Genomic DNA, 24,238 nt, shown 5'->3' with positions numbered 1-24,238 from the left:
TAATGTTAACGAATGATGAAAATAAGTTATCGAATAAAAAAGCTATCCGGACGAGACGGGGTCCGGCGCCGCGAACTGGACGCGTTCACTCGACGCGTCCGATGGGTACGGGAGTCGTCGAAGGGGTCTCCGCCTACTCCAGGCGCACCTCCTCGATTTCGAGCGTGCTACTGCCGCCCTGCCAGAAGTTCAGCCGGAGCGACAGCGACGACGACGAGCGGTCGACGCCGGCCGACGCCATGTCGACGGTTACGTCGGAAGCGCTCGTGCCGACGCTGTCGTCGGTGACGTTCGCGAGCAAAGTGCGGACGCCGCCCATGTCGAAGAGGATTTCAGACTCCTCGCCGCCGTTGGCTCCGCTGACCCGCAGGATCAGCGCCGAGTAGTCCTCGACCGACTGGTTGATCTGCTCCTGGTACCAGCCGCCGTTGTCGTACTCCAGCACCAGCGCGCCGTCGGATACCTCGCCGCCTCCGTTCTGGAACGAGCCCGCACCGCACCACTGCCCGAGGTCGTTGCGGTGGCTCGACCACGCCGGATCCCCGTCGTAGTCGTTCACCACGAGCGCGTCGGCAGGCGGCGTTGCGGTCGGCGTATCCGGCGTGTCGGTGTCCGTCGCCGTGTTCGGCGTGTCCGTGTCCGTCGGCGTGCCGGGCGTGTCGGTCGCCGTCCCGCCGCTGTCGCCGAGTTTGTCGTAGACGACGTCGAAGTAGTCGCTCGTCGCGTACTCGTCGGCGCTGCAGTCGTCGCCCCAGTAGGGGTCGGCCATGTTCATGCCGCCGCCGTCGCCGTTCCAGGACCAGCCGACCACGGGCCAGCCCAGCTCGTTGGCGTGGTCGACGATGGCCGACCAGTCGGCCTGGCCGTCGCTGTTCTCGGGCATGCTGCCGAACTCCCCGACCATGCAGGGGTAGTCCGTCTCGTCCAGCACGTCGAGGTCCTCGGCGGCGAGGTACTCCCCCGTCGTCGCGTTCCAGCCGACGGGGTAGACGTGCGCCGAGAGGATCAGGTCGTCGTCGTCGATAGACTCGACGGCGTCGGCCAGCCGGTAGGTCCCCTGCCCCCAGCCCGGCGCGTCGCAGACGATCGGGCCCGAGTAGCTCGTGCCGTCGCGCACGGTCGAGAGCGCGTCGTTGTACGCCGAGGCGTACTCGTCGGCGGTCACGTCGTGGTTGCCCCACTCGTTCATCAGGTTGATCGTGAACTCGGCGTCCTGCGAGAGGTAGTCGTACTGCTCGACCCACCAGTCGGCCGCGTTCTGGAGGTGGGCCGCGTCGGCCGAGCCGTTGTGCGGGTGGTGGTGGTACGTCGCCAGGACGTCGTACCCGTGCTGGTAGGCCTCGTCGATCCACCGCTTGGCGTCGTCCATCGTTGCCTGGCTCTCGCCCATCGACGGGGGCTCGATCTCGATGCGGACCGTCTCGATGTCCGGGTACTCGCCCATCAGGTCCCAGCCCAGGTCCTGGTCGCCGCTGCAGTAGTACGGGGGCATGAGGTTCACGCCGTCGCCGAAGTCCGCGCCCGCCGCCGTCGACGGGCTCGTCGCGAGCGCCCCCACGGCGCCGAGGGCGACGCCCCCGCCGAGCGCCTGCAGGACCGTCCGCCGCCGGGACGAGGAGAGCGCCCCCGATTCGCCGCCGGCGTCCGCCGTCTCTCCGCGTCGCTTACCGTCCGCCGTCTCTCCGCGCTGTTCGCCGCGCCGTGCGTTCGAAGTCGTGTCGTCGTGTGTCATCTGTCTCGTGTCGGTGTGGGCTGTCGTTCGAGTCGATGCGTCTCGCGAGGTGCCGTGCGTCCGTCTTCAGGAGGGGGTGTCGCTCACCCCCTCGGGAGCGTCGTCCGCGTCGGTCGCGCCGGCCAGAGGGGTGCTCGCAACGGCGGAGTCGCTCGCCGGTGCGAAGGCGATCCGGTCGATCTCCACCGCGCCGGCGTGGCCCTCCCAGAAGTTGAACCGCACCGCGCTGGGCTGGGAGAGGTCCGCGCCGGCCGCCGCGAGGTCGACCGAGACGGTCGACCACTCGGTCCCGATCGCGTCGTCGGTGAGGTTCGCGAGCAGGTCCTCGGCGCCGCCGACCTTCAGGCGGAAGTGCGACTCCTCCCCGCCCGCGTCGCCGCGGACGCGGAGGTGCAGGACCGGTCGATCGGCGACCGACTGGCTGACGTTGCTGGCGAACCAGCCGGCGTCGTCGTACTCCAGGCGGAGCGCGCCGTCCGCGACCGCTCCCGAGCCGCCGCCGTTCTCGAAGCTCCCCGCGCCGGCCCAGTTCCCCAGGTCGTTCGACCCCGGATACGCGCCGCCGTCGAACTCGTGGACGACGAGCGCGTCGCCGCTCCCGCCGTCGTCGGACTCGTCGGTCGTCGCCTCGACGGTCGCCTGCGCGGACTCGTTGCCCGCGCCGTCGACCGCCGTGACCCCGATCTGGTAGGACGTGTCGGCCGACAGCCCGTCGACCGTCGCGGTCGTCATGCCGGCGCCGACCGTCTGGTCCTGCGAGCCGTCGACCGAGACGGCGTAGTGGTCCAGCCCGGAGGTGCCGTTGTCCGTCGAGGCGTCCCACGAGACGGTGACCGTCGAGTCGGTCGTCGACGTGACCGAGAGGTTCGCGGGCGTCGTCGGCGCCTGCGTGTCGCCGCCACCGCCGTCGCCCTCGACGGTGACGGTCACCGTCGTCGTCCCCCCGGCGTCGGTCACGCTCGTCGTGGTCGTCGCGGAGTCGCTGTCGGTGCTGACCGTTATCTCGTGCTCGCCGAGGAACGCCGTCGTCGCGTAGGCGCCCGAGCCGTCGGTGGTCCCGCTGTCGCTGGTCCACCACTCGTCGTAGACCAGCCCGGTCCACACGTCGTAGGCCGGCTTGCGCGACCAGTCGTCGTAGAACAGCGGCGCCTCGTTCTCCCAGTGGCGGCCGTCCCAGAAGCCCCACATGATGAAGTCGTCGACGCCCGGGTGGCTGAACGCGCCTCGCAGGTAGTTCTCCAGCACGTCCGCGCGCTCCTGGTCGGAGTTCCAGTCGTCGCCGTTGTAGGTATCGAACTCGGTGATCTTCACGCGAGCGCCGTGGTCGGCCCACGTGTTGATCTCCGAGACGACTTGGTCGGCGCCGATGCGACCGTCCGGGCTGGAGTTCGTGTCGAACTCGCCCGTGCGCGCGGCGACGTGGGCCTGCAGCCCGACGGTGTCGAGCTGGACCGCGTTCGAGTTGATGTGGTCGATCTCCGACTCGTAGCGGCCGTCGGTGTACGAGTAGGGGAACTGGTTGAAGTCGTTGACGGCGATGCCCAGGTCGAGGTCGTTCTCCTCGATGACCGACGCGGCCCGGCTGTACCAGTCGGCGAGCAGGTCGGAGGTCCAGGGGACGACCTCGCCCGTCCAGGGCTCGTCGGTGTTGATCTGGTCCCCGTAGACGCCGATCTGGAGCTGGTAGGCGTGCATCGCCTCGTTGACGACCTCCCACTCGGTGACGTCCTCGCCGTAGTGGGTGATGACGTCCTCGATGTGCTGCATCGAGCGGTCGCGGATGGTCTGGGCGTCGCCCTCGTCGATGGCCGTCTGGACGTCCGATGGGATGGCGCCGACGCCGTCGCGGCCCCAGATGCAGACGTGCCCGCGCAGGTCCAGCCCCCGGTCGAGGATCCACTGGGTGGCCTCGTCCGCGAGCGCCCGCTCGTTCTCGAAGAACGCCCACTTGTGCCGGTTCTCCATCACCGCCTTGTTGAACAGCTCCGGGATGTACTGGCGGTAGTTGTCGCCCTCGTCGGACTGGTTGATCAGCGTGTCGGCGTTGACGGCCGTGCCGAAGCCGAACTCGTGTTCGACCATCTCGACGGAGACCTCGGCGTCCGAGACGGCCGAGCCGTCGGGATTCTCGACGACGACCTCCAGGTCGCCCGTCCGGTGTTCCCGGATCCGCTCGTCGACGGTCTTCGACGTGTCCGCCGTCTCGGCGGCCGCGCTACCGGTCGCCGCGCTCCCGAGACCGGCCGCTGCCGCCGCGGCCGCGACGGTCCGCAGGTAGTCCCGGCGACCGATCTCGGGGATCGCGCCGTCTCCGAGCGCGTCGGGCTCGTCGCCCCCGTCTGTCGGTTCGTCCGCCGCTGATTCGACCGCCGGTGCGTCGGGGTCGGTCGGTGCCTCGGATCCGCTGTCGTCTGATTTCCGTGCCATGACTCGGTGAGCCGCAGTGTTCGGACGTCTATTCCAGGCGAATTTCCTCGACTTCGAGCGTGCTGGACCCCCCTTGCCAGAAGTTCAGCCGGAGCGACAGCGACGACGAAGTGCGGTCGACGCCCGCCGATTCGAGGTCGACGGTCACGTCGGAGGCGCTCGTGCCGACGCTGTCGTCGGTGACGTTGGCGAGCAAAGTGCGGACGCCGCCCATGTCGAACAGCACTTCGGATTCCTCGCCGCCGTTGGCTCCGCTGACTCGCAGGATCAGCGTCGAGTAGTCGCTCACGTCCCGATTGATCTGCTCCTGGAACCAGCCGCCGTTGTCGTACTCCAGCACCAGCACGCCGCTCTGGACCTCGCCGCTCCCGTTCTGGAACGACCCGGCGCCGCACCACTGCCCGAGGTCGTTCTGGTTGCTCGACCACGCCGGGTCGCCGTCGTAGTCGTTGACGACCAGCGCGCCCCCGCTCCCGTCGTCGGACTGGGCGGTCGTGGCCTCGACGGTCGCGGCGGCGGACTCGTTGCCCGCACCGTCGACCGCCGAGACCCCGATCTGGTAGGTCGCGTTCGCCGACAGCCCGTCGACCGTCGCCGACGTGGTACCGGCGGCGACCGTCTGGTCCTGTGAGCCGTCGACGGAGACGACGTAGTGGTCGAGGCCGCTCCCGCCGGAATCGCTCGCGGCGCTCCAGCCGACGGCGACCGACGAGGCCGTCGTCGAGGAGACAGACAGGTTCGTCGGCGCCGAGGGCGCCGTCGCGTCGTCGCTGGCGCCGGTCGTCGCCGACACCGTCGCCTGCGCGGACTCGTTGCCCGCGCCGTCGACCGCGGCGACGTCGATCTGGTACGACGTGTCGGCCGAGAGACCCTCGATCGTCGCCGACGTGGTACCGGCGGCGACCGTCTGGTCCTGCGAGCCGCCCACGTACACGACGTAGTGGTCGAGACCGCTCCCGCCGGCGTCGCTTGCGGCGCTCCAGGAGACCGACGCGGAGGTGGTCGTGGTGTCGGTCACCGACAGGTCGGTCGGGGCCGACGGCGCCTGCTGGTCGCCGCTCCCGCTCGACTCGCCGAACTCGATCCAGTCGAAGTTCCAGGCGCCGGACTCGGCGGTGACCCGGACGACGTGCTCGCCCGCGGGGAGGTCCAGGTCGCCGACGCGCATCGACTGCCAGTTCGACCAGCCGCCGGTCTGCCAGACGTTGTGCCGCCCGACCTCCTGGCCGTCGACGTCGATGCGGAGCGTGCCCCCGCCGCCGCTCCCGGCTGCCGCGTTGACGTGCGTGGCGTGCGTGCCGCCCGACTCGACCTGGACGGTGTACTCCAGCCACTCGCCGGTCTCGATGTACCCGACGTTGTAGCCAGAGCTCGCCGACGTGCCGATGTCGACGGCCGTGTCCCGGTAGGACGCGCCGCCCTGGTTCGACGGCGTGGTGTCGTTGTACGAGACGCCCTGGCCGCCCTCGTCGAAGTCCTCGGCCTCGATCCGACCGGGGACCGTGTGCGGCCCGTTGTGCGGCGACTGCTCGGCGTCGGTCGCGATGGTCTCGGCGACGACGGTTGCCGGGCTCGACACGTTGTCGGCGTCGTCCTCGGCGGTGAGACTGATCTCGTAGGTCGTCGCGGGCTCCAGCCCGGTGACGGTCGCCGAGGTGGTGCCCGGCAGCGCCTCCTGGTTCTCGGTCCCGTCGACAGAGAGGGTGTAGTGCGAGAGGCCGGCCTCGCCCTCGTCGGTCACGCCGTCCCACGACACGTCGACGCTGATCTCCGTGGCGTCGGTCACGGTGAGGTTGCCGGGCGTCTGCGGCGCCGTCGAGTCGTCGATGGTGCTGACTGGGACGCTGTCGTCTTTCGTCTCCTCCAGCCAGGTCTTGATGTATCCCCCCATCTGGTCGTCGCCGTCTTTCAGCGTCCAGGGCTCGGCCGCCCCGCTGCCGGGCGAACTGAAGAACGTCGGCGCCCACGAGTCGTCGAAGCACCACGAGATCCAGCCCATGTTCTCGTAGCCCTCGGCCCACTGCCGGAACGGCTCGCCCCACCCGGAGGTGGTCCCCTGGTCGACGCTGCCGCCCTCGGGGTCCCAGCCGAACTCCGTGACGACGACCGGCACGTCGTTGGCCGGTTCGCCGTAGTACTGGTCGAACTCGGAGGGCGCCCCGTTGTCGGGGTAGATGTGGGCGGCGTAGATCAGGTTCTCGCCCTCGAAGGGGTACTCCGGGGCCATGTGCGTCACCGAGGTCCACCGGGGCGAGCCGACGATGATCGGGGTGTCGGGCGCGTGCTCGCGGACGAGGTCGACCCACGGCTGGGCCGCGTCGCGCCAGGTCTGCCAGGCGCCCGCGTCGTCCCCGTACATCGTCGGCTGGGTCGGCTCGTTGAACAGCTCGTAGATGACGTGCTCGTCGTCTGCGAACTCGGGGGCGACGGCCTCCCAGAACGTCGTCATCACGTCGTCGATGGGCGAGAGCGTGTCGTCGTTGTTCGAGTTGTACGTCTCTGTCGCCTCCTGGGTGTACGGCCGGATGAGGTGGAAGTCGACCAGCGCGTACACGTCCCGGGAGGCCAGGATGTCGACGGAGGGCCGGACGAACTCCTCGATCACCGTGTCGATGCCGAAGTGGTTCACGCTGTCCTGCGTGATCGGCAGGCGGACCACGTTCGGGTGCCAGCCGTCGGCCGTGTCGGTCGCCCGCCGGAGCACCTCCTCGAAGGACTTGGGGTGGTGACGCCGGTAGAACCCGGGGTCGGCCGTCGCCATCCCCCGGAGCTGGACCTCGTTGCCCTGGGGATCGCGGATCCACCGCCCGTCCGTGTGGAGCCGCGGCGTCGGCACTCCCGCGCTCGCCTGCCCGGCGAAGAGCGTGCCCGCCGCCGCGGCCGCGCCGATGGTCTTGAGCGCCGTCCGCCTGGTCGTCGTCCCGATCGCGGCGTCGGCCGCTGGCCGCCCGCCAGCGCCGTCCGCGTCCGTCGGTGCGTCGCCGACTGCCGCGTCGGCCCTCCGTTCGCCGTTCGCTGTCGTGTCGTCGGATGTCATCTGTGTCGGTGGTCTGTCGTCGTTCGTCGGATCGCGTTCGTCTCGCCGTTCGAATCGGCGATCGGTTCGCCGTTCGTCGCGCTATTCGAGTCGGATCTCATGGATCGAGAGCGTGCTACTGCCGCCCTGCCAGAAGTTCAGGCGCACCGAGAGCCCCGATGCCGACGGGTCGACCCCCGCCGCGTCGAGGTCGACGGCCACGTCCCCGGCGCTCGTCCGGACCGAGTCGCTCGTCACCTCCGAGAGCAGGGCCGTCGCGCCGCCCATGCTGAACTGGACCTCGGACTCCTCGCCGCCCTCGGCGCCGCTGACCCGCAGGACCAGCGTCTCACGGCCGCTCACGTCGCGGTTGATCTGCTCCTGGAGCCAGCCGCCGTTGTCGTACTCCAGCACCAGCGCGCCGTCGGAGACCTCGCCGCTGCCGTTCTCGAACGACCCGGCGCCGCACCACTCGCCGAGGTCGTTGCGGTTCGAGGACCACGCCGGGTCGCCGTCGTAGTCGTTCACCACGAGCGCGTCGCCGGATCCGGGGGTATCGGTGCTCGTCGGTGGCTCCTCCGGGGTGTCGGTGGGCGTGTCCGTCGGCGTCTCGGTGGGCGGGTCCTCCGGCGTGTCCGTCGGCGTCGACGGGGTCGCGGTGGGCGTCGGGGTCCGGTCCCCGCCGTCGCTCCCGCTGGTGTACGTCGACCCGTTGATGGTCACGTCGAACGTCTCGTAGGTCGTCTCGCCGACGCACCCGCCCCAGTACTCGTTGCCGAGTTCGACGCCGGAGAGCCACAGGTCCTCGGCGACGTCGTGCTCGGCGGTGAGGTAGTCGACGACCTCCGTCATGTCGACCTTCCCGCCGTCGTGACCCCCCTGGATCCGGAAGATGTAGAACGTCGCGTCGGTCCCGCCGGAGCCGTACGTCGTCCAGTGGTCGACGGTGTTCCCGTACTGGTCGGTCCAGGCCCCCTCGACGGTGACCGGTCCGTGGTCGTGCTGGTCGTTCCAGTCGAACAGCAGCATGACCTCGTACTGGTGGGTCTCCGTCTGCTGGCTCGGCGGCCGCTCCATCAGCCACCACTCCTCTGCCCAGTCCCACTCGCCGCCGGACTGGCTGTACTCGGCCTCGACGTCGAGCACGAACTCGTCGACGTTCCGCCGGCGGATCGGGAACTCGTCGACGCCGGTGTCCGTGCCCCACGGCTTGGTGCCGACGAGCACCTCGGGGTAGTTGATCCCGCCGCTGGTGTCCGAGGCGTCGAAGTCGTAGCCGTAGCTGCCGTCCTCGTTCAGCCAGATGCACTGGTCGGCCGCCGAGTTGCCCCACTGGTTGTCGAGCAGCGCGAACCCGTCGGCGACCTGGATCTGGCCGTAGTCCTCGGTGTTGCACTTCTCCTGGACGGGCGCGGCCGTCGCCGGTCCCTCCGCGCCGAACGCGAGCGCCCCCGCGCCCAGCGCGGCGCTGGCCGCGAGGAACCCCCGCCGGGACTGCGGGGTCCCGATGGCGCTCTCGCAGCGGACCTTCGCGTCGCGGTCGTCGGTCTGTTCGTCCGTCGTCTGCGTGTCGTCGTGCTGTGTCATAGATCGCGTCGCTCCGTGTGCGTCCCCTGACGGCCGCCAGACGGCCCCGGCCGACGGGTCGAGTCGGTCGCAGTGCTGTTCGATTCGGGGTCCGCCGAGGGATCGACCGCCGTCGTCACCTCCGCCGTCGTCACCGCGACCGTCGCCGGCAGTGACGCCTCGCCCGCCGCGTCGACGGCCGTGACGCCGATCGTGTGCGTCGTCCCCGGCGCCAGGTTGGCGACCGCCGCGCGCCTCGTCCCCCGACTCGCGTCGGCCCGCTTCGTCCCGTCGACGGCGACGGCGTAGTGGTCGAGTCCCCCCTCGTCGGCGTCCGGCGGAGGCGACCACGTCACGGTCGCCGTCACGGCGGTCACGCCGTCGACCGCCAGCCCCGCCGGCGGCGACAGAACGGTCGTCGAGGTTCCCCCCGTCGCCGAGTCGACGTCCGTCGCGCCGGCCCCCTCGCACCCGTCGCTCGCTCCCTGGTCGCGTGGCATGGTTCGCGTGACTCCCGGCGCGGAAACGGTCCGCGCCGTCTCGCCGGCCGACGACCGCGTCCCCCCAGCGGTCCGGCGGGTCCGGACCGCGGGCGACGGCCGACCGCGGCCGTTCGAATCGGGTCGTTACTCCAGTCGGATCTCCTCGATCGTGAGCGTGCTGGCGCCGCCCTGCCAGAAGTTCAGGCGGAGCGACAGCGACGACGAGGTGCGGTCGACGCCCGCAGATTCGAGGTCGACGGCCACGTCGGAAGCGCTCGTACCGATGCTGTCGTCGGTGACGTTCGAGAGCATGGTTCGGACGCCGCCCATGTCGAAGAGGACTTCAGACTCCTCGCCGCCGTTGGCTCCGCTGACTCGCAGGATCAGCGTGGAGTAGTCGCTCACGTCCTGATTGATCTGCTCCTGGAACCAGCCGCCGTTGTCGTACTCCAGCACCAGCGCGCCGTCGGAGACCTCGCCGCTCCCGTTCTGGAAGGACCCGGCGCCGCACCACTGCCCGAGGTCGTTCTGGTTGCTCGACCACGCCGGGTCGCCGTCGTAGTCGTTGACGACCAGCGCGTTCGCCGCCGGCGTGTCCGTCGGCGTGTTCGGCGTGTCCGTCGGGGTCGGCGTCGGCGTGGCAGTACCGGGCGCCGTCGTCGTCGCGGTGGCCGTGTCGGTGTCGGTCGCGTCGTCGCCCGGCAGGTCGTCGTTGCGGTGCTCGTAGAGGAACTCCTGCCACCACTGGCCGGGTCGGGACTGGTAGTCGTGGATCTCCCAGGTGCCGTCCTGGCTCGTCTCGTGGACGAAAAAGGAGGGCTCCCAGGTGTGGTCGAAGTTCCAGCAGATCGGGTGGACCGGGTAGTTCTCGATGAACGTCTCGAAGTCGTCGGCGTACTCGTCGGCCGTGCCTTCGAGGAAGTTGAAGCCGTCGCGGCCGCCGCCCTCGGCCCAGCCGAACTCGCTGAAGAACACCGGCACGTCCTGGGCGGGCGTGCCGAACGAGTCCGACAGCGGCCGCATCGAGTCGTGGGTGTAGACGTGACCGGTGTAACAGATGTCCTCGCCGCTGAACTCGTTGGTCGGCGCCCAGTAGGTGAGCTGGCTCCAGCGGGGCGAGCCGATGGTCAGCAGGTTGTCCGCGTGCTCGCGGACCGTGTCGATCCAGGGCTGGGCGCGGTCGACCCACATGTCCCAGTACTGCTGGTTCTCGCTGGCGTCGTAGGAGGGGTTGCCCTCGCCTTCTTCGCCGGTCGAAGGCATCGATGTCGGCGACCCCCAGTCGCCCGCGTACGGCCCCGTCGGCTCGTTGTACACGTCGTAGATGACGTGCGAGCGGTCGCTGTACCGCGGGGCGACGAAGTTCCAGTACATGTGCAGTTCCTCGTCGAGCTCGGCGGCGTACTCCTCGGTGTAGCCGTCGAGCTGGGAAGCCTGCTCCTCGGAGTGCCAGAGGACGCCGCGCTCGCCGCAGAACCCGAGGTCGTTCGGGAACGTCTCGGAACCGCACTGGTAGTCGCCGATGTCGCTCTCGTGCTGGGGCTGGTGGAAGATCGGGAAGTGGCGGTGGTAGTCGATCATCACGTACAGCCCGCGCTCCTCGGCGGCGTCGACCAGCGGGTCGACGTAGGTCGAGAAGTACGTCTCCAGGTCGGACTCGTCGATCTGGCCGGGGAGCAGCGGCCCCCAGTCGTCGTTGTGCGGCATGCTGCCGACGCTGCCGGTGCCCGCGTCGGCGATGTCCTGGGGCTGGGTCGGGATCCGGATGATCCGGTTGTACCAGCCGCCGTCGTTGGACTCGTCGGTGTTGGTCGCCTTGTCGAAGACGCCCATGGCGTCCTTGCCCCGCCAGCTGCGCGCGCAGCGGGCCGGGTCGGCGATGTTGACCCCGCGGAGGATCACCTTGTTGTCGCTCGGGTCGCGGAGGAGGTTGCCGTCGCGGTGGAGCTGCGGGGTGTCGATCCCGACCGCCGCGGCCGAGCCCATGAGCGTGCTGGCGAACCCGGCCGTGACCGCGGCCGCCCCCGTCGCCTTCAGGACGCTCCGCCGGGAGAACCCGCCGCTGTCGCCCGTCGAATCGTTCGTCGACTGTGCGCCGTCGCGTGAATCGTGGTCTGTCATTTGTGTGGTAGGGTGTGGGTGATCGTGTGCCTATTCGAGCCGTATCTCGTCGATCTCCAGCGTGCTGGCTCCCCCTTGCCAGAAGTTCAGCCGGACCGAGATCGACGAGGACGTGCGGTCGACGCCGGCGGATTCGAGGTCGACGGCCACGTCGGAAGTGCTCGTCCCGATGCTGTCGTCGGTGACGTTCGAGAGCATCGTCCGGACGCCCCCCATGTCGAACAGCACTTCCGACTCTTCGCCGCCGTTGGCGCCGCTGACGCTGAACACGAGCGTCGAGTAGCCGCTCACGTCCTGGTTGATCTGCTCCTGGAACCAGCCGCCGTTGTCGTACTCCAGCACGAGCGCGCCGTTCGAGACCTCGCCGCTTCCGTTCGCGAACGAGCCCGCGCCGCACCACTCGCCGAGGTCGTTCTGGTTGCTCGACCACGCCGGGTCGCCGTCGTAGTCGTTCACGACGAGCGCGTCCGCCGCTGGCGTGTCGGTCGGCGTCTCCGGAGTGTCCGTATCCGTCGGCGTGTCTGTGTCAGTCGGCGTGTCGGTATCGGTGTCGGTCGGCGGTTCGGTGTCGGTGTCCGTCGGGGTGGGCGTGCCCGTCGCGGTGCCCTCGCCGGGGATCCCGTCGTTGCGGTACTGCTCCAGCGCGCTCTTGATGTCGTCGCCCATGTAGCCGCTTCCGGTGGTGAGCGACCACTCGCAGGGCAGGTCCGAGCAGGCCTCCGGTACCGTACCGTTGTACGGGTCGCCGACGGAGTCGTTCGCGTTGTCGGCGAACGGCCGGTCGAACATGACCGGGCGCCAGACGGGGTCCGCGATCCAGGCCGTCCAGTGGATCGCCGGGCTCTTCTCGAGGAAGTCCATGAACGCGTTGCCGAAGTCGTCGGTCCCCCCGATGTACTGGCCCGCGTTCTGTTCCCAGCCGAACTCGGTGACGAACAGCGGCGCCTGCTCGTAGACCCCGGCGACCCCCTCGCCGTTCCGGGAGGCGTCCTCCCAGTCCTGAGCCCTGCTCGAGTTGTGACCGGGGTAGATGTGGTAGGTGTAGGCGATGTCCTCGCCGTCGAATTCCTCGACGAGCGCGCCCTCCGGGCTCTGGGACCAGCTGGGCGAGCCCATCAGGATCAGGTTGTCCGCGTGGCTCCGGATCGTGTCGACCCACGGCTGGGCCATCTCGAGCCAGAGCCGCCAGACGTCGGCCACCCACTGGGTGGTGGTCGGGTCCTCCCACATCCCGGGCTCTGTGGGCTCGTTGTACACCTCGTAGAGGACGTGCGTGTCCTCGGCGTACCGCGGCGCCACGGTGTCCCAGAACATGTCGACCTCGTCCTGGAGATCCGTGTTGACCGGGCCGTCCTGGCCCTCCGCCCACTGGACGTCGCGGTGGCGGTGGTAGTCGATGATGCAGTAGACGCCGCGCTCCTTGCACCGCTGGACGACCTCGTCGAGGTGGTTCGTGAGGTACCTCTCCAGCTGGGTGCGGTCGAACGCCGGCACTGGCGGGCCCGAACCGGGCTCGTACTCGCCGATGTCGACGGGCTGGACCGGGACGCGGATCATCCGCGGGTACCAGCCGTTGCTCGCGTCGGTGAGCATGTCGATCACCTGCACGGCGTCTTTCCCGCGGGCCTGCGAGGTGACGTTGATCCGCTTGGGGTCGGCGATGTTCACCCCGCGCAGCGTGACCGTGTTGCCGTCGGGGTCTTTGATCAGGTTACCGTCGCGGTGGAGCCGCGGCGTCGGGATGCCGGCCGAAGCCGACCCGATCGCTCCAGCCCCCACGCCGAGCGCGACGGCGCCCGCCGCCGCGCTCCCTTTCAGGAAGTCCCGCCGGGACGGTCCCCCGCCGTCCCCGCTCGACTCCCCGGATAGCGATTCCTCTCGTCCCCCCTCCGGGGGTTGCCGTTTGTCCGTCATTTCTACCTCCGATACACACCGGATGGTGTGTATCACGTACATCGTATGACCGGTATAAAACGTTTTTCTAGGCCGAGAGGTAATAATTATCTACACCACCGATACGAAGTTTTTAGGCCTCAATAACCGATAATTTTCCATATTCGACGTTCGTTAACACTATATAATAATACTGTTAGGTCATGGTAGAGAATCTGATTGGTAAGCGATCCGTCTCGATCGGTCGAAACGAGAATTTCCGGTGACATCGGGAGAGGCCCCACGTCGTCAGCGGGCCCGGATATTTTTACTCCAGTTAATACAATTAGTTTATACTTCTGTACGATATGACTCGCTGACACTATTGAACGGGCGGAGAACGGGGAGATCAATCTCGGAGTGAATCCACCGCGGTGGCCGGCGACGCCGGGCTGATCCGGCGGTCGCGGCGACGGCCAACTGCGCCCGTCTGATCCGGCGGCCGCGGCGGAGGCCGCCGCTACGACGTCGCCCACTCGATCGCATCGACGGTGATGCGGTGGGCTTCGAGGTCCTCGATGAGCGCGCCCCAACTCCCGACCGTGCACCCCCCTTTCGGCGTCCAAAGGGTGACCGTCGCCTGGCCCGCGAGTTCGAGCAGCGTCGGGTGTTTCGGCGTCCTCGCGGAGTCGGCGGAGTAGTGGACGTCGACGAGAACGCCGGATATCTCCCGGTCGCGCCCGGAGCCGGTCTCGGTCCCCCTGACGGTCACGGAGACGATCGCGTCGTCCCACCAGACGGGGTAGACGTCTCTGATGAACGCCTCCAGGCAGACGTAGACGGGCTGGTCCTGCGGTCGCCGCGAGACAGTGTCCCACACCTCCCAGAGGCAGGTCTCGAAGTACCAGCGGAAGATGAACGGGACGATGTCGTCGTCGATGACGACGCCGTACGGCTCCGGCATGCGCGTCGTGGGCGCGAGGCAGGCCTTGGTCCTGTCCGCGAGCACGCAGAACGGGCCGGGGAGCGGTCGCTCGCGGATCTCCGTCACCAGCTCGGAGACCGGGTGGTCCGCGAGGTCGATCCCCTCCGTCGGGACGACCGACGCCCGGACGACCACGCCGTTGTCCATGGCGTCCGCGAGAGCGCGCTCGTAGGCGACCAGTTGCTCGTCGGTGAGCGCGAGGTCGACGCTCGAATCGGCCTCGCGGATCAGGTCCTCGGCGTGGTCGACGACCGTCTCCACCCGCTTTGTCACGTTCATCTTGTTGTCCCCCAGCGGCGAGGCCTCCCAGCGCTCCTCGATCTCCTCGGCGACCTCCGAGATCCGGTCGCTCCGCTCGTGGAGGTCCTGAACGAACTCCGCCGGCTCGCGCGCCCGCGCGTGTAGCTTCTCCCTGTCCAGCGTCTCCGCGTACCCCATCTGCTCCAGTTCGTTGAGGACGTCGTAGATCCGCGGCACCGGGATCGAGCAGTTCCGCGCCACGTCGACCGCCGGCGACACCCCCATGTCGAGCAGCGTCAGGTACGCCTCGGCCTGATACGACGTCAGTCCCGCGTCCTCAAGTCCCCCCAAGAGGTCGTCGCGCTCCATCGTGTCCTTCGGAATTAAATACAAACGTATAATAATGTATGTATGACACCAGTTGGTCCGTCTACACGTCCTCGCCGCGGGAGTTCGGATCCCTTAAGGGCGCGAACGCGGAACTCGCAATCAACTCGCTGGGCGGTCGGGCACCAGCGGGCGCCTGCCTGTGCAGGTCGGGATGTGATCGCCGGCGACGGTCGCCGGAGGTTGAACCATGCAACGCCCGGCGGTGAACACCCATGGCAAAGAGCTTCTACACCTACATCCGGGACGCCTGGAAGGACCCGGACGACGGCAAGCTGGCGGAGTTGCAGTGGCAGCGAAAACAGGACTGGCGCGAGGAAGGCGCCATCGAGCGCATCGAGCGACCGACGCGCCTCGACCGCGCGCGCTCGCTCGGCTACAAGGCCAAGCAGGGCGTGATCGTGGTCCGCGCGAGCATCCGCAAGGGCGGCGCCCGCAAGCAGCGCTTCACGGCCGGTCGCCGCTCGAAGCGACAGGGCGTCACGCGGATCACCCGCCGGAAGAACCTCCAGCGCGTCGCGGAGGAGCGCTCGACGCGCGTCTACCCGAACCTGCGCGTGCTCAACTCCTACCCGGTCGGGCAGGACGGGAGCCAGAAGTGGTTCGAAGTGATCCTCGTCGACCCCGAGCACCCCGCGATCGAAAACGACGACGACCTCAACTGGATCTGCGAGGACCAGCACACCGACCGCTCGCTGCGCGGCCTCACCAGCGCCGGTCGCCGCAACCGCGGCCTCAACAAGCGCGGGAAGGGCTCCGAGCGAACGCGCCCGAGCCTCTCCAGCAACGAGAACCGCGGCCGGTAGACTCGCGGACCCGTTCTTTCACGGTCGAAACCCGGAGAGCGACAGCGATAGCGACCGCGAACGGGCGACGACGGCGGTATCGTCTCTCCACGTCTCCGGTCTGAACCCGATCCGGTCAGGCCGTGTCTCCAGTCAGGCCGCGTATCCGGTCGTGCCGTCGGTCTCGACGCCGTCGCCGTCACCCTCGCCGCCCCGCGAGACGGCGCTGACCGCGTAGAAGGTGGCTTCCGGGTCGCGGTGGCGGCGCCAGTGGACCCACGTCCTGACGAGCAGGTACCCCCGGCGCAGTCGGCCGAGTTCCGGGGTCTCCGAGAGCACGTCGTAGTCGCGGGACCGGATCAGTCGGTGGTGCTCGGCGTAGAACACCGCCGCGAGGAGGACCCCGAACTGGCAGTCTTCGGGCAGCAGTCGGATCCCGGCGACGCCCTCGCGGTAGCGCCGCTCCGTGCGCTGGAGTTCGTGGCGCATCGCCGCGACGAACCCGTCGGTGACGGTCGCGTCGGCGAGGTCCGACTCGGCGACCCCGTATCGGTCGAGGGTTTCCTGCGGGAGGTAGACCCGGCCGTAGTCGCGGATGTCCTCGCGGACGTCCCGCAGGAAGTTGGTCAACTGGAACGCTTCTGCGAGGGCCGCCGCGTGCGGGCGGGCCCTTTCACGCTCGGCCGCGGGCATCTCCATCGCCGCCATCATCATGTTCGCGACGGCGACCGAGGACCCGCGCATGTACGCTTCGAGGTCCGCGTACGTCTCGTACCGGGCGGTCTCGATGTCCTGGAGCATCGCGTCGACGAACACCGCGATCTCGTCGTCGGCGATGCCCTTCTCGTCGGCCAGCGACCGGAACGCCTCGAGCACGGCTCGTTCGTCGTCGGGCAGGTCGGTCCCGTCGACGGGGTCGCCCAGGGCGGCCGCACGCATCGATTCGAGTCGGCGCCGCTGGGCGTCCGGGTCGGGGTCGTCGGTCCGGTCGACGACCTCGTCGGCGATCCGGAAGAAGGCGTAGAGGACGTACGTCGCTTCCCGCACCCGTTCGGGCAGGAGCTTCGTCGCGACGTAGAACGTCCGCCCCGTCCGCTTGTGGATCTGCCTGCTCGTGTCGATTTGATCGGTCTCGGGCATGATTGATGCGAAATCGCCGGTAGACTCCGGTCCGCGCGGCGCTCGCGGGGGACCGCGACGCCAACGGTCGTTTCTACCCGTACGTTCGTGAGATATTTAATAAAGAGCCCACCAAACTGGTTCGGTCCGGCGAGGTGATCGCCGAACACTCGCCTTACCGGACGTTCGGCGACTTCGAGGAACCGAACGAACGTGTCGTCGAGAACTACTGTGCTAGCGAAAACCCGGAACAAGCGTCACTTACCGACCGCGACTGCGACCGGGCGGGTTGACGAACAGGCCGTCGGCGACGGCGAGCGCGCCGACGATCGACGCGCCCGCGACGAACGCCGACGTCGGTAGCGACGACACGGTCGATCCCACGAGCGCCAGCAGGAACGCCGCGGGTATCACCAGTAACAGGAGGTCGTACCGGGAGAGTCGGCGGTCGGCAGTGCTGTGCTCCCGCGCTCCGCGAGTCCTGTCGCTGGTGGCCATCGGTTCATCACCTCTCCATCGATCCTTCGACCGAGGCCCACTAAAATTTTATGCCAGATCAGTTCTTCGAACACACGCCAAACGCCCAGTAACCAGCTACCGACTATTTCTAAATTACATCTATAAGTTACGAGGATAAGAGGGCGCGCGGAGTGACGGGGAGCGCGGCGTTCGGCGCGTGAGCTATCGCGATCGGAAACACCCTCTGGAGAGAGTCCCCGAAAGTCGGGGTCGAGGCGATCGAAGAACGGGTGCGACGGAGGGACGGTCAGAGAATCGATCGGGCGGCGGTCAGTCCTCGTCGTCGACGACTTCGAGCCCGCGGTTGTTGACCGCGTGGGGGTCGAGGCCGACCTCCTGGATGAACTGCTTGTACTCGCGTTCGCACTGCTCGCCGTCTTTCTGCTTGTCCGAGGCGTGCTTGCAGAGCGCGGCGAGGTCCTCGGGCACGTCGTTGGTGGCGACGATCCAGTGGTTGATGAGGTCAGAGAGTCGACGGATGGGCGAGGTGAAGTGGCCGTAGATCTCGAAGTTCAGGGCGTGGTGACCGCCGAAGGGGTCGCTCATGTACTTCGCGCGGGGCATCACGAACATCACGGCGCGCTGGATCTTCGAGAGCTGGCGACCGGGCGCCTGTTCGAGCGTCGCGTTGACGGCCTTCCGCGGGTCGTCCCAGGAGTCGCCGGGGATCGAGACGCCGCCCAGGTCCTGGATCTCCCGCAGCGCCTCGTCCCACTCGTCCGGCGAGGGCTGTGGGTGGACGCGGTACATCGCTTCGACGCCGCGGTCCCACATGAGCTCGTGCGTGACGGCCTTGTTGGCCTTGAGCATGCACTCCTCGATGATGGTGTGGGCGCGGTCGCGGGCGGGGTTGAGGACGAGCGAGCCGTCCTCCTTGCGCTGTTCGTGCATCCGGTCGGCGAGTTCCCAGACGAGTTCGGTCTTCTCGGCGAGGTCGACGTCCGTGTCTTCGAGCAGGTCGTCGGCGCTGTCGGGGTCGTCGAGGATCTCCTCGCACTCGGAGTACGTGAGCCGCGCGTCGGACTCGATGACGGACTTGTAGATGTCGATCTCCTCGTAGGAGAGCGTCTCGGGGTCGAGGTGCATCTCGACGGTGTGGGCAAGTCGGTCCTCGTTGGGGACCAGCGAGCAGACGGTCTCGGCGAGGATCGGCGGCAGCATGTGGACGGTGTACGCCGGGAGGTAGACGGTGTTGGCTCGCTCGACGGCCTCTTCCCACATCGCCGTGCCGGGGGTGACGTAGTGGGTCACGTCGGCGATGTGGACCCAGAGGACGTACTCGTCGTCGCGCTTCTCGACGGAGATCGCGTCGTCGAAGTCCTGCGCGTCGATGGGGTCGGTCGTCCACGTCGTCATGTCCCGCAGGTCGCGGCGCTCGTCGACCTCATCCTGGATCTCCTGCTGGACATCCTCGGTGCGTTCCTCGGCTTCCTGCATCACTTCCGCGGGGAACTCGTCGCGGATCTCGAACTTCTCGAAGAGTTCTTCGCGCTTGTTCGCCAGGTGGCGGGCCATCTCCTCGTCGATCTCGACGGGTCCCTGGCCCTCGACGGTGCCGGCCTGGGCCTGCTCGTCCTCGGTAGTCATGTGCCGGGCTATGACGACGGTACTGATAGTCTTTCTGTGGTCCGGACGCCGGCCGAGCGAGGGGCCTCGAACGCGGACGCGGGCGTCCGGACGGAGACCGCGCGGCTATCGGTCGCCGACGGAATCGCGGCCCTCGGTGAGTTCGAGATACGTGGCGAGAAAGGCGTCACGGCCGGTCCCGACGGTGTTCGACTCGACGTCTTCGAGCAGGGCTTCGAGGTCGCCGCGGGGCTGGTGGCAGCGGTCGCGGTCACACGGCTTGCAGAGGTACTCGAACTCCTTGCCCTGGCGGTCCCAGCGGTCGCCGAACTTGTCGTACTCCCTGGCGTCGGACCGGGGGACGTCGTCGCCGCAGGCGATACACGTCACCTGGCTCTGCCCCCGTTTCGAGGAGCGCCACATGTCCCCCGCTTCGAGGGACGACCACTTATCCCTTCGCGCTGATCATTGAGGCCGAATTAAAGGGGTGACCGAGCGGGTCTGTACCGGCCGATCAGTCCGACCCGTCGCCGGCCGCCTGCGGCTGATCGACCAGTTCCAACAGGTCGTCCCACCCCTCGTCGGCGGGAAGTTGGTCCCGGAGATCGTCCAGCTGTCCCTCCTGCGTGGCCTCCGCGACGACGGTGAGGACCGAGCGCGCGTGGTGGGCCACGCCCGCGCGGTCGTCCGGCGCGGTCTGGGCTTCACGGTCGGCCACGCGGTCGAGGAACTCGTCCCAGTCGAAGTGCTGACCGTGGTCGGCGACCGCGCCCGTCAGATAGTAGTCGATCTCCATCGGGAGCGCGCCGGCCAGGTCCGTCGCCTCCCCCTCCTGGATGCGTTCGCCGAGCGTCGTCAGCGTCGCGCGGATCGCGCGGACGGCTTCCCCCGTCCCCGGTAGTTCGAGCCGATTCTGTACCGTTCCGGTGAACTCGTCGTAGTTCATCGTTCCCCCCGTCGGACTACTCCGTAGAGCGGGAAAAACGGCCGACCGGCAGACGCCGGCCGGACGAGCTGCCCGTCGCTTGCCGAGGCGAGGAACTGTCGGTGTGGTCGCTGCTCGCCCGGCCGACAATCGGTCAGGACCGTCCTGCTCGCAGTCCGAAATCCCGTCCACCGCCGCGTTCAACCGCTGAATCGTCGTATCGGCCGTCTCAGAACGACTCCAGTTCGGTGGAGCGATAGACCCCGATATACTGTATATCGCTATATCAAATCCAGTGTAGGCCGCTCAACTGGGGTCGCTATCGCATCGGCTGATCGGCGCCGTCGCGGCGCTGTGGCGTGGGTCCGCTTCTCGGCACTCGACACAGAACCCGAGAAATATGGGGCCCGAGACCCTGGTTCGGGCGCCTCTGCGATAGGCGGCGACATCCGGGCACGCGCTTATTATGCCGACGGACGTACCGTCTGGCATGACTGATGCGACCCACGTCGAGCTGGGGGACGACGAAGTCGACGAGTTCCTCGGGAGCGGGGGGACCGGTGTACTCGCGCTGTCGACGCTGGGCGACGAACCGCCCGACGCCGTCCCGGTGTCGTACGGCTACGACCAGCCCGACCGAGTCTTGTACTTCCGGGTCTCGGTCGGCCACGAGGACGACCCCGTGGAACTGGCCGACCGACCGGTCACGTTCGTCGCCTACGGGACCGAGGGCGAGGACGACAGGTGGACCAGCGTCGTCGCGCGCGGCCGGCTTCAGGACACCGACGAGAAAGGGGTCGGAACGGACGTGCTCGCCGAGATGGAACGGATCGACATCCCGCTCGTCGACGTCTTCGAGGAGCCGTTGCGGATGGTGTCGTTCGACTTCTTCCGGCTCGATCCCACGGATCTGTACGGCCGCACGGAGTCGCTCGTCAACGACTGACTCGTCCGACAGCACGTCTTTCCCTCGCGGAGCCCTACGTAGCACGATGACGCTGTCCGTCACGGTCGCAGACGTCCATCAGATGACGCCCGACGTGAAGCAGTTCCGGCTGGTCGCCGACGACCACGAGTTCAGGTACGAGCCGGGCCAGCACACCGCCGTCCACTTCGAGCTCGACGGGGACGAGGAGACGCGCCCCTACACGGCCGCGAACCTCCCCGGGACGAACGAGCTCGTCCTCGCCATCAAGCGCTACGACGACGGCAACGGCTCCGTCTACATGCACGAGCGGTCCCCGGGCGACGAGATCGAGATCGACCCCGTCGACGGGGACCTCTCCGTCCGGCACTTCGACCGCGACGCCGTCTTCGTCGCGACCGGCACCGGTATCACGCCGCTGTATCCCATGCTCAAGCAGTACGTTCGCGTCGGCGTCGGCGACGCCCACTTCGTGTTCGGCGAGCGCGACCGGGAACACCTGCTCTTCCGCGAGAGCCTCGACCAGCTGAACGCCGAACACGAGAACCTCTCCGTCGACTACGTCCTCTCCGACGCCGACGAGGAGTGGACGGGACGGACGGGGCACGTCCAGGACCACCTCCCCGAGGCCCTCGCCGTGGGGCTCGACGAGACAGATTTCTACCTCTGCGGCGTCCCCGAGATGGTCGTCGAGACGGGGGAACTGCTGGAGTCCGAAGGGGTCGACGAGGCGCGGATCGTCACCGAGGGATGGGAAGCTGACGAGGTTGAATCGAACTGACCCGCGGGAGTCAGTCCGCCTCCGGGCACTCCTCGGACTCGCGGAGCCACCCCAGCGAGATCATCGCGACGGCGACCCCGCCACCCCCGAGGAGCGTCGGCCCGGAGGTGGCGACCCGGTAGACGAGGACGGCCGCGCCGGCGACCGGCGCGACGGCGTCGGTGCCGGCGGCCAGCAGCGCGACCAGCGCCACGTCGACGCCGCTTCCGCCCGGTGCCGGGACGACGGCCGCGGCGACCGCGGCCGGGACGACCGCCAGCAGGACGCCCACCGACACCGGCTGGCCGACCGCGCGAAAGGAGAGCCAGAGCGCGACGACGGTCGCGGCGTGCGCAGCGGCGAGGAGGGCGACCAGCGCGGCGATCTCTCGGGGCGAACCCGCGCGGAGCCGAGCGAGCGAGGCGCGGAACCGCGCGACTCGGTCCGCGACCCCGTCGCGATCGGGCGGTGCGACGCGTGGGACGACGCGGAGGACGCGGCCGACCGTCGCGGTGGCGGAAACGACGCGATCGGACGCCCGGTCGCGGACCCGCCAGAGCCCGGCCACGCCGAGGACCGCCAGGCCGAACAAACCGACGCCCAGCGCCGCGAGCGGTGCCACGTCGCCGCCGCCCGCCGTCGCCAGGAGGTACCCGACGCCGACGACCCCGAACAGCCCGACGAGGAGGTTCGTGAGCGCGTTGACGGCGACGAACGCCGCGAGGGCGTCCTCGTAGTCCGCCTCCGAGGAGCGTGCGACCAGCAGGCCGTTGACCGGCGCGCCGGCGGCCTGGCCGCCCGGGGCGAGCGTGCTGACGACCGCCGTCGCGGCGTACGCGCCGACCGCGCGACCCACTGGCGCGCGGTGACCGAGGAGTGCGAGCGAAACGCGGAGCGCCAGGCCCCTGAGGACCAGCACGGCCACAGCCACGCCGGCGACGAGCGCGACCGCCCCCGGTTCGGTACCGGCGAGGGCCGCGCGCACCGTGTCGACGCCGACGACAGCGGCCGCCCCGCCGAAGACGACCGCCGTCCCCGCCAGCGCGACGGCCGTGCGAGCGAGGCGTCCCGGGTCGGCGCTCGCCCGGTCGATAGCTCGACTCACGCGATCACCTCTCGGTCTCGGCCCTGCCGCGGCGGCGGACTGTGCAGCCGGTCCGACCGCTCCGGAGATCGACCGGTCGTTCGGATGCCGTCCTGCCGGATCGGCCGCCCTCCGTTCGTCAGTCGGCTAGTGGAATCTATCACGTGGATCGCCCGTCCGTGTCGCTGCAGGATGGTGGCCACAGTAGGGCTCGAACGACGATAACCCTGACGCGGGCGACGACGAGCGGGGCAGCGCGCAGCGGATGTGAGCGACGCAACACTTACCCGGGAACCGGGTGTATCGGGAGGACGTACCCGACAGCCGGTCGGACCGCCGCCTCGCGGCGGTCGCGCGACCGCGAACTACCACCCCGTTCCGCCGACGATCCCGCTCCGCATGTCCTCCCGAACGCTCCGCCGCTGGGCGGCCAGCGCCTGTTTCGCCCTCGCGACGGTCGCCGTCGTCACCGTCGGATTCGTCCAGGGGCAGATCGCGATCACGCTCCCCCTGTTCGTCGGACTGGACGGCGTGTCGGTCCTGAACGCGACCGTCGCCGCGCTGAGTTTCACCGTTACGCTGCTCGTTTCCGGCGCGATCTTCGCCGTCGAGGTGCTCCGCGAGCGCGACCGCGGCCCGTACCCGACCACTGGGCCGGAGATAGCGGCCGTCGTCCCCTCGTACGGCGACGCGAGCGCGCTCCACCGGAGCGTCGAGAGCCTGCTCGACTCGGACTACGCGGACGTGCGAGTCTACGTGGTCTGCGAGCCCGGCGACGACGCGACGCTCGACCGGGCCCGCTCGCTGGCCGAGCGCGGCCGCGTCACCTGTCTGGTCAACGACCGCGACCCGGGATCGAAAGCCGCCGCTGTCACCTACGCCGTCGACCGGACCGACGCCCCCTACCTCGGCGTGTTCGACGCCGACGAGCGCGTCCACCCGACCTTCCTCGCGGCCGCCGCCGCCGGTCTCGACGACCACGAGGTCGTGCAGGGGCGGACCTTCCCCCGACCGGACGGACTTCTGGAGAGCATTACGTACTACGAGTCGGTCGTCCTGGGGTATCTCAGCCACCGCCTCGTCTCGCACCTGACCGACTTCGACATGGTGGCGAGCAACGCCCTCGCGATGCGTCGGGAGACCTACGACCGGGTCGGCGGCTACGACCCGCGGATGCTCACCGAGGACTTCGACTTCGCCTTCCGGTGTTACGAGGACCGCGTCTCGGTCCGGTCGTCGTTCGCCTACCCCTCGGAGATCGAGGGGGCACACACCCTCCGGGACTGGTGGGGTCAGCGAAAGCGCTGGATGACCGGCTACGCCCAGGTGTTCCACCGCCGGATCGGTCGGTTCCACCCGGTCGCGAGCCCTCGCAGCGCCACGTCGCTGGTCTTCTGCGCCGGGGCTATCTTCGGGAACTTCGTCGTCCTGTCGCTGGTCCCGCAGCTGGCCGTCCTCGCGGCGGTCGGCGCCTCGGCCGTCCTGGCGGTGACCGTGGGCACGCTCTGGGGAATCTGCCTCGGGGTCCGCCTGCTGGACGCCCGCCTCGGCGTCGTAGACGGCGTCGGCCTGGCCTGGCTGCTCGTCCCCGTCGCGCTCCCGTTCTACAGCCTCGCGGCGATCAAGGGGATCGTCGAGTACCCGCTCTCCTGGGAGGGCGAGTGGTTCCGCGTCGAGAAAGAGGGATAGCTCCCGACGCAACCGATATCCGCGTGCCGGTCGTCACT

General features: G+C 68.9%; 18 protein-coding genes. 4 read left to right on the top strand and 14 right to left on the bottom strand.

Translation table 11 applies throughout. The features are described 5' to 3' along the window. Positions 1-133 precede the first annotated feature (133 nt). From PSC72_RS07440 to PSC72_RS07400, 8 genes are all read right to left on the bottom strand, one after another. Positions 134-1,732 (bottom strand): cellulase family glycosylhydrolase, encoded by a 1,599-nt coding sequence (locus PSC72_RS07440; RefSeq protein ID WP_274325258.1) that lies wholly within the window; start codon positions 1,730-1,732, stop codon positions 134-136. A gap of 66 nt (positions 1,733-1,798) precedes the next feature. Continuing rightward, positions 1,799-4,159: an endo-1,4-beta-xylanase gene (locus PSC72_RS07435; protein ID WP_274325257.1), complete on the bottom strand. Its 2,361-nt coding sequence runs from the start codon at positions 4,157-4,159 to the stop codon at positions 1,799-1,801. Positions 4,160-4,187: 28 nt separating this feature from the next. Then, positions 4,188-7,196, bottom strand: a complete 3,009-nt coding sequence (locus PSC72_RS07430; protein ID WP_274325256.1) for a fibronectin type III domain-containing protein — start codon at positions 7,194-7,196, stop codon at positions 4,188-4,190. A gap of 81 nt (positions 7,197-7,277) precedes the next feature. Continuing rightward, complete coding sequence (locus PSC72_RS25580) at positions 7,278-8,762, bottom strand: glycoside hydrolase family 12 protein (RefSeq protein WP_382261408.1); 1,485 nt, start codon at positions 8,760-8,762, stop codon at positions 7,278-7,280. Beyond that, positions 8,759-9,241: a fibronectin type III domain-containing protein gene (locus PSC72_RS07415; RefSeq protein WP_274325255.1), complete on the bottom strand. Its 483-nt coding sequence runs from the start codon at positions 9,239-9,241 to the stop codon at positions 8,759-8,761. The genes PSC72_RS25580 and PSC72_RS07415 overlap by 4 nt, the downstream gene beginning before the upstream one ends. Before the next feature lie 126 nt (positions 9,242-9,367). Further along, positions 9,368-11,344 carry a glycoside hydrolase family 5 protein gene (locus PSC72_RS07410; RefSeq protein WP_274325254.1) on the bottom strand — a complete coding sequence of 659 codons (1,977 nt, stop codon included), beginning with the start codon at positions 11,342-11,344 and terminating at the stop codon, positions 9,368-9,370. Positions 11,345-11,374: 30 nt separating this feature from the next. Next, the gene (locus PSC72_RS07405; RefSeq protein ID WP_274325253.1) at positions 11,375-13,258 is read right to left on the bottom strand and encodes a glycoside hydrolase family 5 protein; all 1,884 of its coding nucleotides are present in this window, start codon (positions 13,256-13,258) and stop codon (positions 11,375-11,377) included. Between the two features lie 478 nt (positions 13,259-13,736). Further along, positions 13,737-14,810 (bottom strand): TrmB family transcriptional regulator, encoded by a 1,074-nt coding sequence (locus PSC72_RS07400; RefSeq protein WP_274325252.1) that lies wholly within the window; start codon positions 14,808-14,810, stop codon positions 13,737-13,739. Between the two features lie 233 nt (positions 14,811-15,043). On the opposite strand from PSC72_RS07400, the gene PSC72_RS07395 reads away from it, so the two are divergent. After that, positions 15,044-15,634 (top strand): 50S ribosomal protein L15e, encoded by a 591-nt coding sequence (locus PSC72_RS07395; protein WP_274325251.1) that lies wholly within the window; start codon positions 15,044-15,046, stop codon positions 15,632-15,634. Between the two features lie 132 nt (positions 15,635-15,766). On the opposite strand, the gene PSC72_RS07390 is transcribed toward PSC72_RS07395, so the two are convergent. The 5 genes from PSC72_RS07390 to PSC72_RS07370 all read right to left on the bottom strand — a co-directional run bounded on the left by PSC72_RS07390 (position 15,767) and on the right by PSC72_RS07370 (position 19,763). Next, positions 15,767-16,753 carry a phytoene/squalene synthase family protein gene (locus PSC72_RS07390; protein ID WP_274325250.1) on the bottom strand — a complete coding sequence of 329 codons (987 nt, stop codon included), beginning with the start codon at positions 16,751-16,753 and terminating at the stop codon, positions 15,767-15,769. Between the two features lie 240 nt (positions 16,754-16,993). After that, positions 16,994-17,230, bottom strand: coding sequence for a hypothetical protein (locus PSC72_RS07385; protein WP_274325249.1), 237 nt, complete (start codon positions 17,228-17,230; stop codon positions 16,994-16,996). Between the two features lie 291 nt (positions 17,231-17,521). After that, positions 17,522-18,838 (bottom strand): RNB domain-containing ribonuclease, encoded by a 1,317-nt coding sequence (locus PSC72_RS07380; RefSeq protein WP_274325248.1) that lies wholly within the window; start codon positions 18,836-18,838, stop codon positions 17,522-17,524. A 105-nt stretch (positions 18,839-18,943) separates the two neighbouring features. Beyond that, positions 18,944-19,240 (bottom strand): DUF7562 family protein, encoded by a 297-nt coding sequence (locus PSC72_RS07375; protein WP_274325247.1) that lies wholly within the window; start codon positions 19,238-19,240, stop codon positions 18,944-18,946. A 91-nt stretch (positions 19,241-19,331) separates the two neighbouring features. After that, positions 19,332-19,763: a DUF2267 domain-containing protein gene (locus tag PSC72_RS07370; protein ID WP_274325246.1), complete on the bottom strand. Its 432-nt coding sequence runs from the start codon at positions 19,761-19,763 to the stop codon at positions 19,332-19,334. Between the two features lie 469 nt (positions 19,764-20,232). Between PSC72_RS07370 and PSC72_RS07365 the strand changes: the two genes are divergently transcribed. Then, positions 20,233-20,688 carry a pyridoxamine 5'-phosphate oxidase family protein gene (locus PSC72_RS07365; RefSeq protein WP_274325245.1) on the top strand — a complete coding sequence of 152 codons (456 nt, stop codon included), beginning with the start codon at positions 20,233-20,235 and terminating at the stop codon, positions 20,686-20,688. Between the two features lie 46 nt (positions 20,689-20,734). Beyond that, positions 20,735-21,448 carry a ferredoxin--NADP reductase gene (locus PSC72_RS07360; RefSeq protein ID WP_274325244.1) on the top strand — a complete coding sequence of 238 codons (714 nt, stop codon included), beginning with the start codon at positions 20,735-20,737 and terminating at the stop codon, positions 21,446-21,448. A 10-nt stretch (positions 21,449-21,458) separates the two neighbouring features. Here the strand turns inward: PSC72_RS07360 and PSC72_RS07355 are convergent, their stop codons facing one another. Then, the gene (locus tag PSC72_RS07355; RefSeq protein WP_274325243.1) at positions 21,459-22,532 is read right to left on the bottom strand and encodes a lysylphosphatidylglycerol synthase domain-containing protein; all 1,074 of its coding nucleotides are present in this window, start codon (positions 22,530-22,532) and stop codon (positions 21,459-21,461) included. Positions 22,533-22,910: 378 nt separating this feature from the next. Here PSC72_RS07355 and PSC72_RS07350 point away from each other — a divergent pair, with 378 nt between their 5' ends. Continuing rightward, on the top strand, positions 22,911-24,200 hold the full coding sequence (locus tag PSC72_RS07350) for a glycosyltransferase (protein ID WP_274325242.1): 1,290 nt from the start codon (positions 22,911-22,913) through the stop codon (positions 24,198-24,200). Positions 24,201-24,238: the final 38 nt, after the last annotated feature.

This window comes from Halosimplex aquaticum, assembly GCF_028747785.1.
GTDB classification, from domain to species: Archaea; Halobacteriota; Halobacteria; order Halobacteriales; family Haloarculaceae; genus Halosimplex; species Halosimplex aquaticum.
This window is presented reverse-complemented; position numbering and strand designations above follow the sequence as displayed.